Origin of the sequence: Fuchsiella alkaliacetigena, assembly GCF_023227765.1 — a bacterium.
GTDB lineage: Bacteria > Bacillota > Halanaerobiia > Halobacteroidales > Acetohalobiaceae > Fuchsiella > Fuchsiella alkaliacetigena.
The window spans coordinates 20,064-35,917 of record NZ_JALKBZ010000029.1; the positions used below are offsets into that span (position 1 = coordinate 20,064).

17 protein-coding genes and 1 other RNA gene are annotated in these 15,854 nt (G+C 37.3%); 16 read left to right on the forward strand and 2 right to left on the reverse strand.

Annotation, left to right across the window (positions count from 1 at the left end; all coding sequences use genetic code 11):
- Position 1: 1 nt before the first annotated feature.
- The 6 genes from dtd to aspS all read left to right on the forward strand — a co-directional run bounded on the left by dtd (position 2) and on the right by aspS (position 7,255).
- The gene (gene dtd, locus MWH30_RS09140) at positions 2–439 is read left to right on the forward strand and encodes a D-aminoacyl-tRNA deacylase (RefSeq protein ID WP_248663773.1); all 438 of its coding nucleotides are present in this window, start codon (positions 2–4) and stop codon (positions 437–439) included.
- 37 nt (positions 440–476) lie between these two features.
- Positions 477–1,094 (forward strand): MBL fold metallo-hydrolase, encoded by a 618-nt coding sequence (locus MWH30_RS09145; protein ID WP_248663774.1) that lies wholly within the window; start codon positions 477–479, stop codon positions 1,092–1,094.
- Positions 1,095–1,144: 50 nt separating this feature from the next.
- Positions 1,145–2,647: a coproporphyrinogen dehydrogenase HemZ gene (gene hemZ, locus MWH30_RS09150; protein WP_248663775.1), complete on the forward strand. Its 1,503-nt coding sequence runs from the start codon at positions 1,145–1,147 to the stop codon at positions 2,645–2,647.
- A 62-nt stretch (positions 2,648–2,709) separates the two neighbouring features.
- The gene (locus MWH30_RS09155) at positions 2,710–4,137 is read left to right on the forward strand and encodes a peptidylprolyl isomerase (protein WP_248663776.1); all 1,428 of its coding nucleotides are present in this window, start codon (positions 2,710–2,712) and stop codon (positions 4,135–4,137) included.
- A gap of 35 nt (positions 4,138–4,172) precedes the next feature.
- Complete coding sequence (gene hisS / locus MWH30_RS09160; protein WP_248663777.1) at positions 4,173–5,432, forward strand: histidine--tRNA ligase; 1,260 nt, start codon at positions 4,173–4,175, stop codon at positions 5,430–5,432.
- A gap of 32 nt (positions 5,433–5,464) precedes the next feature.
- The gene (gene aspS, locus MWH30_RS09165; RefSeq protein ID WP_248663778.1) at positions 5,465–7,255 is read left to right on the forward strand and encodes an aspartate--tRNA ligase; all 1,791 of its coding nucleotides are present in this window, start codon (positions 5,465–5,467) and stop codon (positions 7,253–7,255) included.
- 2 nt (positions 7,256–7,257) lie between these two features.
- On the opposite strand, the gene MWH30_RS09170 is transcribed toward aspS, so the two are convergent.
- Positions 7,258–7,569 (reverse strand): hypothetical protein, encoded by a 312-nt coding sequence (locus MWH30_RS09170; protein WP_248663779.1) that lies wholly within the window; start codon positions 7,567–7,569, stop codon positions 7,258–7,260.
- A gap of 176 nt (positions 7,570–7,745) precedes the next feature.
- Here MWH30_RS09170 and ssrS point away from each other — a divergent pair.
- From ssrS to mnmA, 10 genes are all read left to right on the forward strand, one after another.
- Positions 7,746–7,926: non-coding RNA, 6S RNA (ssrS, locus tag MWH30_RS09175), on the forward strand.
- Positions 7,927–8,043: 117 nt separating this feature from the next.
- Positions 8,044–8,631 (forward strand): 5-formyltetrahydrofolate cyclo-ligase, encoded by a 588-nt coding sequence (locus MWH30_RS09180; protein ID WP_248663780.1) that lies wholly within the window; start codon positions 8,044–8,046, stop codon positions 8,629–8,631.
- 44 nt (positions 8,632–8,675) lie between these two features.
- Entirely contained in the window at positions 8,676–9,260 is a 585-nt protein-coding gene (locus MWH30_RS09185) for a chromate transporter (RefSeq protein ID WP_248663781.1), read from the forward strand.
- Positions 9,257–9,778 (forward strand): chromate transporter, encoded by a 522-nt coding sequence (locus MWH30_RS09190; RefSeq protein WP_248663782.1) that lies wholly within the window; start codon positions 9,257–9,259, stop codon positions 9,776–9,778. Before MWH30_RS09185 ends, MWH30_RS09190 begins: the two co-directional genes overlap by 4 nt.
- Before the next feature lie 29 nt (positions 9,779–9,807).
- Complete coding sequence (locus MWH30_RS09195; RefSeq protein WP_248663783.1) at positions 9,808–11,124, forward strand: replication-associated recombination protein A; 1,317 nt, start codon at positions 9,808–9,810, stop codon at positions 11,122–11,124.
- A gap of 45 nt (positions 11,125–11,169) precedes the next feature.
- Entirely contained in the window at positions 11,170–11,796 is a 627-nt protein-coding gene (locus MWH30_RS09200) for a YigZ family protein (RefSeq protein ID WP_248663784.1), read from the forward strand.
- 202 nt (positions 11,797–11,998) lie between these two features.
- Positions 11,999–12,454, forward strand: a complete 456-nt coding sequence (locus tag MWH30_RS09205; RefSeq protein WP_248663785.1) for an RrF2 family transcriptional regulator — start codon at positions 11,999–12,001, stop codon at positions 12,452–12,454.
- Positions 12,455–12,479: 25 nt separating this feature from the next.
- Positions 12,480–13,655, forward strand: a complete 1,176-nt coding sequence (gene nifS, locus MWH30_RS09210; RefSeq protein ID WP_248663786.1) for a cysteine desulfurase NifS — start codon at positions 12,480–12,482, stop codon at positions 13,653–13,655.
- Positions 13,656–13,686: 31 nt separating this feature from the next.
- On the forward strand, positions 13,687–14,100 hold the full coding sequence (gene nifU / locus MWH30_RS09215; RefSeq protein ID WP_248663787.1) for a Fe-S cluster assembly scaffold protein NifU: 414 nt from the start codon (positions 13,687–13,689) through the stop codon (positions 14,098–14,100).
- Between the two features lie 46 nt (positions 14,101–14,146).
- Positions 14,147–15,232: a tRNA 2-thiouridine(34) synthase MnmA gene (gene mnmA / locus MWH30_RS09220; protein WP_248663788.1), complete on the forward strand. Its 1,086-nt coding sequence runs from the start codon at positions 14,147–14,149 to the stop codon at positions 15,230–15,232.
- A 302-nt stretch (positions 15,233–15,534) separates the two neighbouring features.
- Here the strand turns inward: mnmA and MWH30_RS09225 are convergent.
- On the reverse strand, positions 15,535–15,854 hold a 320-nt coding region (locus MWH30_RS09225; protein WP_248663789.1), incomplete at its 5' end, for an IS30 family transposase.

Here is a 15,854-nt window from a genome sequence, read left to right on the forward strand (position 1 = left end):
AGTGAAGGCGGTAATTCAAAGAGCTAAAGAAGCTGTGGTTAAAGTTGAAACAGAGGTAATAGGAGAGATTGAAAAAGGATTAGTAGTTTTATTAGGAGTAGGAGAAGATGATCAACAACAGGATGTGGAGTACTTAGTTGATAAAACAGTGAATTTAAGAATTTTTGCTAATCAAGAAGGGAAGATGGATTTTTCAGCTTTAGATTTAGATTTAGAAGTATTAATTATTCCTCAATTTACTCTTTATGGAGACTGTAGTGAAGGACGAAGACCTGACTTCAATCAAGCTGCCGGGCCGACGAAGGCTAAACAACTGTATCAGGACTATGTACAGGCTGTGCAGGAGAGTGGTTTAGAGGTGGCAACCGGTCGCTTTGGAGCTATGATGGAGGTAGAGTTAGTTAATGATGGGCCAGTAACTATAGTTCTAGATAGTTAGGAAGACTGTTAGTTTAATTATACAGGAGGTTAGATAAATGATATTAGAACGTATTGCTGTTAGTAGTTTAGAGACTAATTGTTATATTTTGGGTGATGAAGAGCTAGGTCAGTGTATAGTAATTGATCCTGGGGCTCAAGGAGAGCAGATTTTAGATAAGGTAGCTGAGTTGAATTTAGAGATTAAATATGTACTTAACACTCATGCTCATCACGATCATATTGGAGCTAATGAGGTATTGTTGGAAAATAGTGAGGCGGAGCTATTGATTCATCAGGCTGATGCTGAGGCATTAGTAAGTCCAGAACTGAACCTATCTTTTCTTAGACCTCAAGAATCTATTGAGGGCCCGGCTGCCGATAGAGAGTTAGCAGCAGGTGATATTGTGGAATGCGGTGAGTGGAGCTTAGAGGTGATCCATACCCCAGGCCATACTCCAGGAGGTATAACTTTAGTAGGTAATGGTAAACTATTTACGGGAGATACTCTTTTTGCTATGGGGGTTGGTCGAACTGACTTTCCTCAAGGTTCTAGAGAGCAGTTACAAGCTTCAATTCAGAAGTTACTGGAATTAGATTCTGATTTAGAGGTTTATCCTGGACACGGCCCTACAGGTAGATTAGGAGGGATTATTAAGAGTAATCCATTTCTTTAAAAATGTTAGCATTAGTTAATTGGTCTAATAGAAAGGATAGGTAATAGCTTTTGAGTGAGAAAATAACGGTTAGTTTAGAGTTGGAGGAGAGTGAATTTTTTTCAGGAGTTAAAAGGATGTTGGAGGTATTACTGCCTCAGCTAAAGGCAGTAGAGAAAGAAGATGCTGAAATAACAGTAAAGAATTATTTAACAAAAAAAGCAACAGGACTGGAAGTGATTAGTGAATTGATAGGGCCCGCAGCTAATTTGAGTAAGAAAGATTTTGATTCAGAAATTTTAGCTGCCAAATATGATCAGCATGACCGACAGCGTCGGGCTAAAAATAAGGTTAAATTACAGATTTATCGACTTTTAACTGATTATTTAGATGTTCCTGCTAGCCCTTGGGGAATTTTGATTGGGGTTCGTCCAACTAAGATTGGACATTTTTTATTGGATAAAGGCTTTAGTTATGCTGAAGTTAGAGAGCACTTAAGCCAGCATTATGGAGTGCTAACCGAAAAGATTGACCTGTTATTAAAGGTGATTAAACGGGAACGCAATTATTTACTTGCTAAAAAAGAAGCCTCAAAGAAGGTGAGCCTCTATATTGGGATTCCTTTCTGTCCTTCGCGCTGTAGTTACTGTTCCTTTGCTGCTTATTCCTTAAAAGAGCACGGAGATCATTTAAGTTCCTTTTTAAAAGCCTTAAATAAAGAGATAAATAGAATAGGAGATTGGATAAAGGAAAAGGAGCTATTAGTGGATACTATTTATTTAGGGGGAGGTACTCCCACTATCTTGACGGCAGAACAGCTCCAAGACTTAATGGAGTTGATCCAGCAAAATTTCTATCAAGCTGAGTTGCGGGAGTTTAATGTAGAAGCTGGTAGAGCAGATACCATTACTGAACGGAAATTAGCTATACTAAAGGAGTATTCAGTGGATAGAATTAGCATTAATCCGCAGACTATGAACCAAAAAACTTTAGATAAAATTGGTAGAGGTCATAGTGTAGTTGAGTTTAAGAGAGCTTATCGGCAGGCTCGAAACTTAGGTTTTGAAAATATTAACTTCGATTTAATTATTGGCTTACCTGGGGAGGGATTAAGTGAATTTGAAAGTACTCTCCAACAGGTAGAAGAGTTAGCTCCTGACAGCTTGACGGTGCATGTATTAGCTATTAAACGGGCTGCACAGTGGCGAAATAGAGTCGAGCAGTTGGACTTTCCCACTGTCGAGGAAGTAGAATTAATGTCTCAAAAAGCTGCTAAATTAGCTAAAAAGTTGGAAATGTTCCCTTATTATATGTATCGTCAAAAGTACATGTTAGGCAATTTAGAGAATATTGGTTATGCTAAAAGTGGTTTAGAGTCTATTTATAATATTTTGATGATGGAGGAGCGAACTACAGTAATCGGTTTAGGAGGAGGAGCTATAACTAAATTAGTAGCCAGCGATTATCGACAGATAAAACGTTTAGTTAATCCTAAGGAGCCTTGGCTCTATATTGAAGAGATTGAAGAACGAACTGAGCAGAAGTTAAAGGAGTTGACATCTTTAATAGGATAGGTTAAAATGTGATGGTGAACCACAGGTAATTTTAATTTGTTAAATTCAAAGGAGGATAAGCAATGTTTTTTGAGTTTATACGCAAGAACTCTAAGATATTAGTCATTATAGTGGCTATTACCTTTGCTGGCGGTGGGGTATTGGTAGGTTTAAGCGGGCTTTTTACCAATGGTCAACAACAGCAGCAACAACCTGCAACAGAGGGTATGCAAGAGCAGCCGCAAGAGTCGGCAAATATAGCAGTGGTTAATGGAGAACCTATAGACTATAATCAGTATCAACAGATTCTAAATTCAACTCGACAGCAGTTAGCTGGACAGTTGGATAACTTACACTTACTTTCCTTGAAAAATAGAGTTTTAGATCAGTTGATTGATCAGCAGCTGATGATTCAGCAGGCTCAAGAGCTGGGAATAGAGGGTCAGGTAAGTGAAGAACAGATAGAGGCACAACTACAACATTTAATAGATAGCTATGCTAATTCTGAAGCTGAATTTGAACAGATGTTAGCTCAACAAGGAGCAACCTTAGACGATGTTAGAGCTATGCTCAGAGAAGAGCTAGCAGAACAGCAGTTGGTGCAAGCTCTAATACAGCAGTTGGAGGCTGAAGTTGAGGCTAGTGAAGAGGAGCTCTTAGCTGCTGCTGAGAGAGTGCAAGTTAGTCAAATCTTATTAAGCACAGATTATAGAACGGAAGCTGAAGCAGAAAAAGAAGCTCAAGAGGTTTTAGCGCAATTAGAGGAAGGATTGGACTTTGCTCAGCTGGCTGCCGAATATTCTGATGATCCTACTGCTGTAGAAGGCGGTCAATTAGGCGTTGTTAGCCCGGGTCAGTTGGATAGTGGTTTAGACGAGGTAGCTTTTACTTTGGATAGTGGCGAAGTTAGTGGAGCAATTAAGACTGAAGAAGGTTATCATATTTTAAAAGTGACTGATCGACAAGAGCTATTAACTGGGGAAGAGGACGCTGAAGAGAGACAGCAGCTAGTTCAAGAGTTGAGATGGGAAGAGGCTCAGCGGGCTTTAGAAGATTTAGTAGAGGAACAAAGAGCTCAGGCAGATATTGAGGTCGATTCTGCTGAGTTGCGAGCTTATAGAGCTGCCAGCGAAGGAGACTTTGCTCAGGCTGAAACAGACTATAAAGAAGCTTTAGCAGAAAGTCAGAGTGGAATAGAGGATCTTTATTTATACAGCAATCTGGGCCATGTTTATGCTCAACAGGATAAGTTTGAAGATGCTATTGCTGCTTATAATGAGGCTTTAGAGGTTAGCCCTAATAGTGCAGAATTAAGATTGGATTTAGCTAATCTTTATTATGAAATGGAAGCTGAAGAAGAGGCTCAAGAGGAGCTTGAGAAGGCCTATCAGTTAGCTCAGGAGGAAGAAGATATATTCACGTTATATCGTTTACAGTACTTTTATGATCAATTAGGTTATGAAGAAGAGGCGGAAGAGTTGATAGAGACTATTACAGAATTACAAGGATAATTGATTTTGCTTACAGATTAGGGAGGATTAAAATAATGGATATTACTGCTCCGCGGGGAACTAATGATATTCTCCCGCCAGAGAGTTTGAAATGGCAGTATATAGAGGATACTGCTCGAGATATTTTAAAAAGATACAATTACCAGGAGATTAGAACTCCTATTTTTGAGGAAACTCAATTGTTTCAGCGAGGTATTGGAGAAGCTACTGATATTGTAGAAAAGGAAATGTATACCTTTGATGATAAGGGCGGACGGAGTATAACTCTCCGCCCTGAAGGTACAGCAGCAGTGGTCAGGTCTTTTTTGGAGAATAAGATTTATGGTCAGGCTCAACCGACTAAGTATTATTACTTCGGGCCCATGTTTAGATATGAACGGCCTCAATCCGGTCGTTACCGGCAGTTTCATCAGTTAGGAGTAGAGGTTTTAGGTACTGATAGTCCGGTTTTGGATGCTGAGGTGATTCTGTTAGGATTACAAATTTTAGCAGAATTAGGTTTGGCGGACTTAGAAGTATTAATCAACAGTGTAGGCTGCCCTGAATGTAGGACAGAATATAGAGAGCAGTTAAGGGATTACTTTGCTGCTAATTTGGAAGATATGTGTTCTGACTGTCAGTCCAGATATGATCGTAATCCACTACGAATTTTAGACTGTAAAAGTAAGGAATGTCAGCAACATCTCGAGGGAGCACCAGAGATTTATGATTCACTTTGTACTGAATGTAGTGAGCATTTTGATCAGGTTAAAAACCACTTAGATGAACTAGCTGTTGATTATACTATAGATCCAGCTTTAGTTAGAGGTTTGGATTATTATACTAAGACAGCTTTTGAAATTGTATATACCGGTTTGGGGGCCCAGGATACTATTTTTGGCGGTGGACGCTATGATGGTTTAGCCGAGGAAATAGGACAACGAGAGATTCCTGGAATTGGCTTTGCAATGGGAATAGAGAGAATCATTTTAGCCCTAGAAGAGCAGGAAGTGGAGTTGTCTTTAACTGTTGATTTAGATTTATTTATTATTACTATTGGGGAAGCAGCTCAAAAAACTGCTTTTAAGTATTTAGCTAAATTAAGAGAAGCTGGTTGTAGAGTAGAAATGGACTATCTAGATAGAAGTGTAAAGGGTCAGATGAAGTGTGCTGACCGCACTAATGCTCAATACAGTATTATTTTAGGTGAGAATGAGTTGGAAGCTGGAGTAGCTACTATTAGAAATATGCAGAGTGGAGAACAACAGGAGATAGAACTACATAATTTAGTTTCAGAAATGGAGAGCAGAACTTAAATAGATAGAAGTTAGGAGGACATAATTAAAAAATGGAGACTATGAAAGGTTTAAAAAGAAGTCATTATACTAATGATTTAAGTAAGGCAGAGATAGGAGCAGAAGTAACTTTGACAGGTTGGGTGCAGCGACGTAGAGATCACGGAGGTTTGATTTTTGTAGACCTCAGAGATAGATTTGGTTTGGTGCAGGTGGTGTTTAGTCCAGACCAGCAACAAGAAGCTTTTGCTAAAGCGGAGGACTTGCGTAAAGAGTATGTAATAGCTATAGTAGGAGAAGTAGCTAAGCGGCCTGAAGGAACTATTAATCCTGATTTAGCTACGGGAGAGATAGAGATCAATGTTCAGGAGTTGAGAATACTGGATAGCGCCAAGACACCTCCAGTACAAATAGATGGAGAGAAAAAGGTGGGCGAAGATCTTCGTTTAAAGTATAGATACTTAGATTTGCGCCGACCAGAGATGCAAGAAAACTTAATCTTGCGGCACAAGGTTATGAAAAAGGTTAGAGACTTTATGGATCAAAAGCACTTTTTGGAGATAGAAACGCCGATGTTAACTCGGAGCACTCCTGAAGGAGCTAGGGACTATTTAGTACCTAGTCGAGTTAATGCTGGTAAATTTTATGCTTTACCCCAATCACCACAGCTATTTAAGCAGTTACTGATGGTTTCTGGGTTGGAGCGTTATTTTCAGATAGCTAAATGCTTTCGTGATGAAGATTTAAGAGCTGATAGACAGCCGGAGTTTACTCAGATTGATATTGAGATGTCCTTTATGAATCAAGAAAAAATAATGAGTTTGATGGAAGAGTTGATTAAGGAGTTATTAGCCGAAGTAGGAATTACAGATGTTGGAGAGTTTACTCGTTTAAGTTATGCGGAAGCTATGGAGCGCTACGGCAGCGATGCTCCGGACTTAAGATTTGCTTTAGAATTAGTTGATATCTCAGAAATAGTAGCCGAAGCTGAATTTAATGTTTTCAGCGGTACTGTAGAGAGCGGTGGTCAAGTTAAGGGAATCAATGCTAAAGGATGTGCTGACTTTTCGCGTAAGGATCTAGATGAGCTGACTGAATATGTAGGTATTTATGGAGCTAAAGGCTTAGCCTGGATTGCTCTGCGAGAAGATGGGATTAATTCTCCAATCACTAAGTTTTTAAGTGAGGAAGAGTTAACAGGTATAATCGAGGAGATGGAGGCTGAAGAGGGAGATTTACTACTTTTTGTAGCCGACCAGCCTAAAGTGGTAGCAGCAGCTTTAAGTAATTTAAGAGAAAAGTTAGCGGTTGAATTAGAGCTGATAGATGAAGATGAGTTTAATTTTGCTTGGGTAACAGATTTTCCTTTGGTAGAAGCCGATGAAGAAGAAGGTAGATTTGTTTCCTTGCATCATCCTTTTACAGCTCCTAAAGATGAGGATATTGAATTATTAACTGAAGACCCTGCTCAAGTAAAGGCTAAAGCTTATGATCTAGTATTGAATGGAGTAGAGATTGGTGGGGGAAGTTTGAGAATTCATAATCGCGAGTTACAGGAGCAGATTTTTGAGATTTTAGATTTAAGCCCAGCGGAGATAGAAGAAAAGTTCGGTTTTTTATTGGAAGCATTTGATTATGGAGCCCCACCTCATGGAGGTATTGCTTTTGGCTTAGATCGTTTAGTGATGCTACTGGGAGGCTTAGATACTATTCGTGATGTGATAGCCTTTCCTAAGACTCAAAATGCTACTTGTTTATTAACTGAAGCTCCTTCAAATATCGATCAAGAACAGCTTGAAGAACTAAACTTAGAAATCGATATAGAAGAAGAGGATCTTTTGTAGTATTAATCCTCATCTTGATCTTGAGTTTGGGTAGGATTATTTCTTTCAAAGATTGAAAAAATATCATGGATAGCATGTGAACCGCGGGAGATAATTATTCCTGTGAGTATATAATCGACAGTATTATATTTAATAGCAATATCTAGTTGGCTTAGAAGTCCTATTTGAGTTGTTAAACAGGTGATAATTCCTACACATAAAGCAATAAGTTTGCTTTTTTGGCCTCGGATTGATAAGGCCGACTTAATAGAATCGGTGACTATTTCAACTAAAACTGAAAGTAATAATACTGTTGACAGGGGTTCTGTGCCCAATTTTAATCACGCTCCTGTTTAGTTTAATAAAATAGTATGCTAATTAGCTAATAAGTATACTTATTAGTAGTAAATAGGAGTTATTTGAGTTTTTACCAAAATATATAGTTCTAATTTTAAATGTTTGCAATTTAAAGTTAATTATGATATCATTTAAGTAAATTAAGAGAAGTAATTTAGTTCTACCGTGTGCGTGCTGGGTTTATATTTTGCCCAACACCAATACAAAGGGAGCCTGGTCTCCACCTAGGGCGTATATGCCTCCTAAGAGTGGACATGCAATTTAGGTGGGAGGGCACCCACTTTCACAAATAGGGAGCAAAAATATAAGCACCTACACGGCACGGTGGGACCTTAAATTAAACTTAGAAACCTAGTTCTCCATCCAGGGAACTAGGTTTTGCTATTGACAATCTTTTCTGGGATTTGATATGATAGGTATAGGAAATTTTTAAGAAGGGGAGGAATGAAATAATGTCTAAGGATGAAATTAAAGAGGCTAAAAAGGAACAACGAGAAAAGGTATTAGGTTATAGAAATCGATTGACTGATAAGGAACTATTAAAAAAGAGTTTAGAGGTTAAGAAAAAACTTTTTGAATTAGAAGAGTTTATTGAAGCAGATTTGATTATGTTTTATATAGACTTTAGAAAAGAGGTTAAGACTGAATTTATGATTAAAGAGGCTCTTAATCTGGGTAAGAGGGTAGTGGTTCCCATTAGTCAAGTTGAAGATAGATCTTTATTGCTTTCGGAGCTTAAGGATTATGATAAAGAGTTGGAACTAGGTACTTATGATATTTTGGAGCCTAAAGAGGAGTATATTCGGCCAGTGGAGTATGAAGAATTAGATATGGTATTAGTGCCGGGAGTGGCTTTTGATGAAGAACTGAATCGCTTAGGCTATGGAGGCGGTTATTACGATAGGTTTTCTGCTAAATTAGCTGAGGAAGTGGATAGAGTTGCTTTGGCTTTTGAAATTCAGATTGTAGAGGAAGTAGTTACTGGTGAGTATGATCTGCCTGTAGATAAGATTCTGACTGAAGAAAGAATAATTGAGTAGAGGGTTTTGAATAATATATTACTTAAAAGAGGTGTATATTTCAAATGGCAGTTAAGGAGCTGCAAGAAAGCCAAAGGTTGGAGTTTAGCTGGTTGCTATTGTTGAAGATGTTTTTGCTTTTTTTCAAGATAGGTGCTTTTACTATTGGTGGAGGCTTTGCAATGCTGCCTTTGATTCAAGATGCTTTTACTATTAAAAACCAATGGCTGACTGAAGAGGAGTTTGTAGATATTATTGCTATTGTGCAGTCAATGCCAGGAACTATTGCTATTAATACCTCAGTCTTTGTAGGTTATAAGGTTTTGGGAGTACCGGGAGTAATAGTTTCAGTCTTAGGAGCGGCTTTACCTTCTTTTATTATTATTTCTATAATTGCTTATTTTTTTAGTCAGTTTAGGGATTTAGCTATTATGGAGTCGGTTTTAAAAGGAGCTAGACCGGCAGTAGTGGCTTTGATATTGATGCCAGCCTTTAGAATTGGCAAGCGAGTAATTAAGACTAAGCGACATATTATCTTCGTAGTAGTTAGTCTAAGTATTTTAGTTTTTGGGATTCTTCATCCAGTAGTGGTGATAGTTGCTGGAGGCTTATTAGGGATGTTCTTTTTTAGAAATGAGGAGATAGAATGAGTGTTTTGCTTAGACTTTACTTCGTATTTGCTAGAATTGGTCTAGTTAGTTTTGGCGGTGGTTACGCAATGGTTCCCTTGATTGAAGAGGAAATAGTTAGAAGTCAACAGTGGTTAGTGGCTGAGGAAATAGTTGATATATTGACTATTTCGGAGATGACTCCCGGGCCCATTGCTATTAATTTAGCTACTTTTGTAGGTTATAGAATTGACGGTATTTTAGGCTCTTTGATTGCTACTTTAGGAGTAATTACTCCCGCTTTAGTTTTAGTTTTTATTGTGGCTAAATTTTTCTTTTATTTTCGCGATCATCCCCTAATGGAAACTATCTTGCGAGGAGTGCGACCGGTAGTGATTGCTTTAATTGTAACTGCGGCGGTATTGATTGCTCGCAGCGGTATTAATGATTGGAGCAGTATAGCTATCTTTTTAGCTAGCTTTTTAGCTGTGGCTAAATTAAAGCTAGATCCGGTGATGGTAATTGTTATCTCAGGGGTTGTGGGAGCTATTATTTATTGAAGCTGTTGTTTTAAAAAGGAGAGATGGTAATGGATTTGTTTACTCATCAAGCGGAGGATAAAGTAGATAGTTCTACTCCCTTAGCAATGCGGATGAGACCCCGTAGTTTAGCTGAATTTGTAGGTCAGCAAGAGATTGTGGGTCCGAATAAACTGTTAAGCAGAGCTATTGAAGCCGATAGATTGAGATCTTTGATTTTTTATGGACCTCCTGGTACAGGTAAAACTACTTTAGCTATGGTAATTGCTAATACTACTGAAGCTGAGTTTAAAACCTTAAATGCTGCTACAGCTGGAGTTAAAGAGATTAAAAAAACTATCAATACTGCTAAAGAAAAAAGAGGAATGTATAGTCAACGAACTATCTTATTTATAGATGAAGTACATAGATTTAATAAGTCACAGCAGGATGTATTGTTAGCAGCAGTAGAGAAAGGGATAGTTATTTTAATTGGGGCTACTACTGAAAATCCTTACTTTGAAATAAACTCTCCTCTACTTTCCAGATCTAGGGTTTTTGAATTAAAGCCTTTAAAGGAACAGGAGTTAAAAAAGATTATCTCAACTGCTCTAAACGATCAAGAACGGGGATTAGGAGAATATAATGTTGATTTAAAAGAGGAAGCATTAGCACATATAATTAATCAGGCTGACGGAGATGCTCGTTCAGCCTTGAATGCTCTAGAGTTAGCTGTATTGACTACTCCGCAGAATGAGGAAGGAGTTAGAGTAATAGACCTCGAGGTAGCTGAAGAGTCAATACAGCAGCGCTGTTTAGATTATGATAAACATGGAACAAATCATTACGATACTACTTCGGCTTTTGTTAAAAGTATGCGGGGCTCTGATCCCGATGCTACTTTATATTGGCTGGCTAAAATGTTGGAAGCTGGAGAAAAGCCTCGTTTTATTGCCCGGCGGGTGGTAATCCATGCAGCAGAAGACGTAGGTAATGCTGACCCACAGGCCTTGGTGGTAGCTAATTCAGCAGCTCAGGCTGTAGAGTATTTAGGTTTACCTGAAGCTAGAATTCCGCTAGCTCAAGCTGCTCTTTATGTAGCTACAGCTCCTAAAAGTAACGCGGTTTATAAGGGAATAGATCAGGCTATAGATTTCGTTAAAGAAAGGCAGATGTCAGGAGTTCCTAAGCATTTGCGAGATACACATTATCCAGGTGCGGAGCAGTTAGGAAACGGTAAAGATTATAAGTATCCTCATGATTATAGTCAAAACTATATTCAACAGCAGTATTTACCGGAGAAGTTGTTGGATGAAAGCTTTTATCAACCTAGTGATAATGGGTATGAAAAGCAGATTAAATCATTTTTAGCTGATTTAGCTAAATAACAATACAAGCTCTTCTTAAGCTAAAGAAATTTCGAGGTGAAACTAATGGCTGATCAATACCAAACTGTAGCTAAAAACTATAGGATTCGAAACAAAATTAAAAAATGTAAATTCATCACTTCAATAGCTAATGTAAATACTGTAGAAGCAGCCGAAGACTTTATAGCTGAGGTATCCGCAGAGTTTGCTGATGCAACTCATAATGTATATGCTTTTAAGGTTGGTTTAGGTGATCAAGCAGTAAAGAGAGCTAATGACGATGGGGAGCCGGCTGGCTCTTCAGGCCCGCCAATTTTGCAGGCTATTGAAGGAGAGGAGATAACAAATGTAGCTATAGTAGTTACTCGTTATTTTGGGGGAGTTAAGCATGGTATAGGTGGTTTAATTAGAGCTTATGGGAAATGTGGGCGAGAAGTGATTAACGCAGCTAAGGTGATACAGAAGAAACGTTATTTAACTGTAGGTATTTCAGTGCCCTATGATGATTTAGGCCAGGTTATTAATGATTTAGAAGGCTATTCAGCTCAAATAAAGGATACTGTCTATAGTAACCAAGCAGCAGAGGTTATAGCAGCTTTGCAGCCTAGTATTATCAAAAAATGTAAGGAAGAGATTAGCGAGGCTACAGGGGGTAGGGCCCAATTTAAAAAAATCAAAGAAAACTTTGAGTAAGGTTCTCAATACTGATTATCTGAATAATAAAAACTACTTAATAGTGGATAATAAAAATATAAGCTTCTTAAGCTAAGTTAATGTTTTGGTAGTTCAGAACATTAACTATTTATTATTTATTGACAAGTTAAATAGATTGTGTTAATATAATGCTAGAAAACCTAGAAAAATGGTCGGGATTAAAGAGGGGGAGGATAGTTAAATGAAGCTTTCCACTAAGGGGCGCTATGGAGTTAAGGCTATGCTTGATTTAGCTCTTAACTATGGTGAAGGGAGTATTCCCTTAAGAAGTATAGCTGAAAGACAGGATATATCTGAAAACTATTTAGAACAATTAATAGCTGTATTACGCAAAGCCGGTTTAGTGAATAGTGTTCGCGGTGCTTATGGCGGTTATTTATTAGCTAAAGAACCGGCTGAAATTACTGTAGGAGATATAATTAGAGAGCTAGAAGGTCCAATAGCTCCTGCGGACTGTGTTGCTGAAGATAACCAAGAAAGCTGTAATAAAGTAGAGGACTGTATTACTCACTTGATTTGGAAAGAGCTGCAAGAAAGCATTTCGGAGGTTTTAGACTCTATTAGCTTAGAGGATTTACGTCAAGAAGCTATTAATGCTAGACAAAAAGGAAAGTCAGGATATTTATATCATATTTAAAAATTATTAAGGAGGAATTTACTATATGGAACCTATATACTTAGATAATGCTTCTACAACTCCTACTGCACCAGAAGTTTTAGCAGCTATGAAGCCTTATTTTACAGATACTTTTGGTAATGCTTCTAGCGTGCATGCTTTCGGTAGAGAGTCTAAAGAAGCAGTAGAAGAAGCTAGAGAAAAAGTAGCAGACTTAATAGGAGCTGATGAACCAAGAGAAATTATATTTACTAGTGGTGGTACTGAAGCTGATAATTTGGCTATTAAAGGAATTGCAATGCAGAATAGAGAACAAGGAAAGCATATTATTACTTCTGCCATTGAACACCATGCTGTTTTACATCCTTGCGAATATTTAGAAGAGTATCATGGTTTTGAAGTTACTTCTATACCTGTGGATGAAGAGGGATTAGTTAATCCGTTAGATGTAGCTGAGGCAGTTAGAGATGATACAGTTTTAATTAGTATTATGTTAGCCAATAATGAAGTAGGTACTATTCAGCCTATTGCAGAGATTGGCAAGATAGCTCAGCAAAAGGGAATTTGTTTTCACACTGATGCTGTGCAAGCGGTAGGTTCAATTCCTGTTGATGTTAATGAATTAAATGTGGATTTATTATCTCTTTCTGGACATAAGTTTAATGCTCCTAAAGGTATAGGGGCTTTATATATAAGAAAGGGTACTAGAATTGTTCCTTTTATGCATGGAGGAGCACAAGAACGAGGCAAAAGAGCTAGTACTGAAAATGTTCCTAGTATTGTAGGAATGGGTAAAGCAGCTGAAATTGTTAAAAATGAATTGAAGGAAAAACAAGAGAAATTAACTCGCTTAAGAGATAAATTAATTGAAGGAATTGAAGAAAGAATTGATGAAGTACAGCTTAATGGACATCGAAATAAACGTTTACCCAATAATGTTAATATTAGTATTAGATATATAGAAGGTGAATCTCTATTACTCAACTTAGACTTAAAAGGGATTGCTGCTTCGAGTGGTTCGGCCTGTACTTCTGGTTCTTTAGATCCTTCTCATGTTTTATTAGCTATGGGAATTTCACACGAAATTGCTCACGGTTCTTTAAGGCTTACTTTAGGAAAGTATAATACCGAAGCAGAGGTTGAGCACGTGTTAGATGTTTTGCCAAAGATAGTAGAAAAATTAAGAGCTATGTCTCCGATTTATAATCAAAAAGAAGCTTAAAAGTATTTAATAAAAATGGGGAGTGAAGAAAATGTATTCTGATAAAGTAATGGAACACTTTGAAAATCCACGCAATATAGGCGAGCTTGAAGATGCAGATGGAGTTGGAGAAGTAGGTAATCCTACTTGTGGAGATATAATGAAGATATCTATTAATGTAGAAGACGATATAATCCAAGATATAAAGTTTAAAACCTTTGGTTGTGGAGCTGCTATAGCTACTAGTAGTATTACTACTGAAATGGTAAAGGGTAAGAGTATTAAAGAGGCTCAAAAATTAACTAATAAAGATGTAGCTGAGGCTCTAGGAGGCTTACCACCTGAAAAGATGCACTGTTCTAATTTGGCTGCTGATGCTCTTAAAAAAGCAATTAATAATTACTTAGGACTAAATGGTGGAGATATGTGTGATGATTGTGATGATAAATCAGGGAAGCATCAGTAACTATATTAATAAGTATTAGCTTGAGAATAAGAAAGGTGATTAAGAGATGACGAAGCCCAAAAGGGTAGTAGTAGCTATGAGTGGAGGAGTTGATAGCTCTTTAACTGCTGCTTTACTTAAGGAGAGAGGATATGAGGTAATAGGAATTACTATGCAGATTTGGCCTACAGATGAAACTGTTGCTGGAGAACAGAGCTGTTGTTCTTTATCAGCAGTAGAAGATGCTAGAGCTGTAGCTTATCAGTTGGATATTCCCTTTTATGTAGTTAACTTTGAGGATATATTTGCGGAAAAGGTTATTGATTACTTTGTTGAAGAGTATGCTCAAGCTAGAACTCCTAATCCCTGTATAATGTGCAATCAAGAAGTGAAGTTCAAAGCCTTTTTAAAGAAAAGTTTAGAACTAGATGGTGACTATATGGCTACAGGACATTATGCTAAGATTGAGCATAATTCTGAAGAAAGACATTTGATTAGAAAGGCTGAAGATGAAGATAAAGATCAGTCTTATACTTTATATGGCTTAACTCAGCAGCAATTGGAACGTACTTTGATGCCTCTGGGAGAATTTAAGAAAAGCGAAACTCGAGAGTTAGCTAAAGAGTTTGGATTAGCTGTTCACGATAAGCCTGATAGTCAAGAGATCTGCTTTATTCCTGATGATGACTATAATCGTTTTTTAGCTGAGAACTATCCTGAAATTATAGAACCGGGCCCTATTCTAGACTTAGAAGGAAATAAGTTAGGTAAACATAAAGGACTGCCTTTTTATACTATTGGACAGCGGCGAGGTTTAGGACTATCCTATCATAAGCCCTTATATGTAGTTGAATTAGATAGTGAGAGAAATGCTTTAATTGTTGGTGATAACCAGGATGTTTTTGGAAAGAAACTAATAGCAACAGAAGTTAATTGGGTTGCTATTCCTCGCTTAGAGAAGGAAATGGAGGTAGAAGCTAAGGTAAGATATAATGTTTCACCGGCTAAAGCTAATATTTATCCTTTATCTACTGGAAGAGTTAAAGTTGAATTTGAGACAAAACAGCGAGCGATCACTCCGGGACAAGCTGTGGTTTTTTATCAACAAGATATTTTAATTGGTGGGGGAATAATAGAACAAGAATTAAGGTAGTTAAGAAAAAGCAAAAGATCCTTTTAGGAGCTTAGTCGATATTGAGTTAGAAAAATTTAAATATATCTAATATAGTTAAGGATTAAACTAGGGTGATTGCAAGAAAAAATTTGTGATCATCAGTTCTTTGCAAGTTAAAATGCACAGACTTTTTAAAAAAACACATACCCTCTATTTCAATGGATTAATAGATTGAGTTTTTATGATATCTCCTCTTTAAAGAGGAGATATCATCCATTTTTTTCCTGCAAGGAGGTCTCTCCTCTTTGCTAAAGCATATTTCAAACTAACTCATATATAACTTAAGCTGCTTCTAATGCTTCCTTAAATATTTCATCAGAACTTTTAAAATTAAACATCTTTCTTGGATAGTTATTCATCCATTTTTGAATTTCTTTAATATCACGCCGACTAAATTTCTTTATACTAGTACCTTTAGGTATAAATCTTCTAATCATTTTATTTAAGTTCTCATTGCTTCCTCTTTGCCAAGAACAATAGGCATCTGCATAATAATGACTTGTCCTTGGAATGCTACTGCCAGTAAATGACCTTTCTATCCCTTCATAATCATAAAACTCTCTCCCATTATCGGTTGTTATCGTCTTAAATTGCTTTCTAA

Coding starts and splice junctions, on each gene's coding strand:
- MWH30_RS09205 (WP_248663785.1), top strand. CDS start 11,999: ATGAAGCTTTCCACTAAGGGGCGCTATGGAGTTAAGGCTATGCTTGAT.
- MWH30_RS09155 (WP_248663776.1), top strand. CDS start 2,710: ATGTTTTTTGAGTTTATACGCAAGAACTCTAAGATATTAGTCATTATA.
- MWH30_RS09195 (WP_248663783.1), top strand. CDS start 9,808: ATGGATTTGTTTACTCATCAAGCGGAGGATAAAGTAGATAGTTCTACT.
- nifS (WP_248663786.1), top strand. CDS start 12,480: ATGGAACCTATATACTTAGATAATGCTTCTACAACTCCTACTGCACCA.
- hisS (WP_248663777.1), top strand. CDS start 4,173: ATGGATATTACTGCTCCGCGGGGAACTAATGATATTCTCCCGCCAGAG.
- aspS (WP_248663778.1), top strand. CDS start 5,465: ATGGAGACTATGAAAGGTTTAAAAAGAAGTCATTATACTAATGATTTA.
- mnmA (WP_248663788.1), top strand. CDS start 14,147: ATGACGAAGCCCAAAAGGGTAGTAGTAGCTATGAGTGGAGGAGTTGAT.
- MWH30_RS09185 (WP_248663781.1), top strand. CDS start 8,676: ATGGCAGTTAAGGAGCTGCAAGAAAGCCAAAGGTTGGAGTTTAGCTGG.
- MWH30_RS09145 (WP_248663774.1), top strand. CDS start 477: ATGATATTAGAACGTATTGCTGTTAGTAGTTTAGAGACTAATTGTTAT.
- MWH30_RS09180 (WP_248663780.1), top strand. CDS start 8,044: ATGTCTAAGGATGAAATTAAAGAGGCTAAAAAGGAACAACGAGAAAAG.
- MWH30_RS09190 (WP_248663782.1), top strand. CDS start 9,257: ATGAGTGTTTTGCTTAGACTTTACTTCGTATTTGCTAGAATTGGTCTA.
- nifU (WP_248663787.1), top strand. CDS start 13,687: ATGTATTCTGATAAAGTAATGGAACACTTTGAAAATCCACGCAATATA.
- MWH30_RS09200 (WP_248663784.1), top strand. CDS start 11,170: ATGGCTGATCAATACCAAACTGTAGCTAAAAACTATAGGATTCGAAAC.